The sequence below is a fragment of the Ruegeria sp. AA6 genome, assembly GCF_056542865.1.
Window position 1 is genome coordinate 1 of the sequence record NZ_JBQGAN010000076.1, and the last position, 815, is coordinate 815.

At 54.4% G+C, this 815-nt stretch carries 1 protein-coding gene; it reads right to left on the reverse strand.

Annotation, left to right across the window (positions count from 1 at the left end):
* Positions 1-51: 51 nt before the first annotated feature.
* Positions 52-753, reverse strand: a complete 702-nt coding sequence (locus tag ACR0LN_RS23935; RefSeq protein ID WP_170389003.1) for an IS6 family transposase — start codon at positions 751-753, stop codon at positions 52-54.
* Positions 754-815 lie beyond the last annotated feature (62 nt).

Consider the following 815-nt stretch of genomic DNA (forward strand, 5'->3'; position numbering starts at 1 on the left):
GGTGTTGTCACGTTAACTTCCGACCCACCAAGGAATGCTGATGCCCGGACTTCAAGCAGCTCGAGTGGCGGCATTCCAGGCGTCAAATGCTTCGAGGCGGTGATATCGAATTGTTAAGGCTGAGCGACGGCGTGCGGGGGCACAGAAGCAATTCCGAACGGCTGAATGGGTTGTCACGAACCTCTGCAAACCTCCTGGGGACCGAAACCCCTGCATCGTTCGTTCCCGCTTACGGAATGGCAGGTGGCTGTTTTCGGCTCGATTGTTCAAACCCTTGTGTGACCAATGATCCAACCCCGGCGCGACTTCTCGCTTGGCGGCGCCATATGAGCGCAGTTTGTCCGTGATGATCCGCTTGGGAAGAATACCAAAACGCTTTACCAGGCGGCGTAACAGCCGTTTTGCAGCCCGTTTGTCCCGTTTCGGTTGGAGTATTTCGTCCAGCACGATGCCATGTTGATCGACCGCGCGCCAAAGCCAATACTTGCGACCTGAGATTCTCACGGCAACTTCATCCAGATGCCAGACATCACCTGGGCAGCCCTGTCTCTGCCGCAAGTTTTGAGCTATCGCCGGCCCGAATTTGAAGACCCAACGGCGGACGGTCTCGTAAGAAACATCGATCCCACGTTGTAGAAGCATCTCTTCAACTTCCCGTAGGCTCAAATTGAAGCGAACATAAAGCCACACCGCGTGAGCGATGATCTGAGGAGGAAATCGGTGGTGCTTGTAGCTGATCGACGATGAATTCATCGATGTCACCTATGTCCAAATCCAAGCATGAGCAACCGAACGACGGTTAACGTGACAACACC

What these genes read in the sequence shown, in the direction of transcription:
- ACR0LN_RS23935 (WP_170389003.1), bottom strand. Translation starts at nt 753, where the DNA reads ATGAATTCATCGTCGATCAGCTACAAGCACCACCGATTTCCTCCTCAG.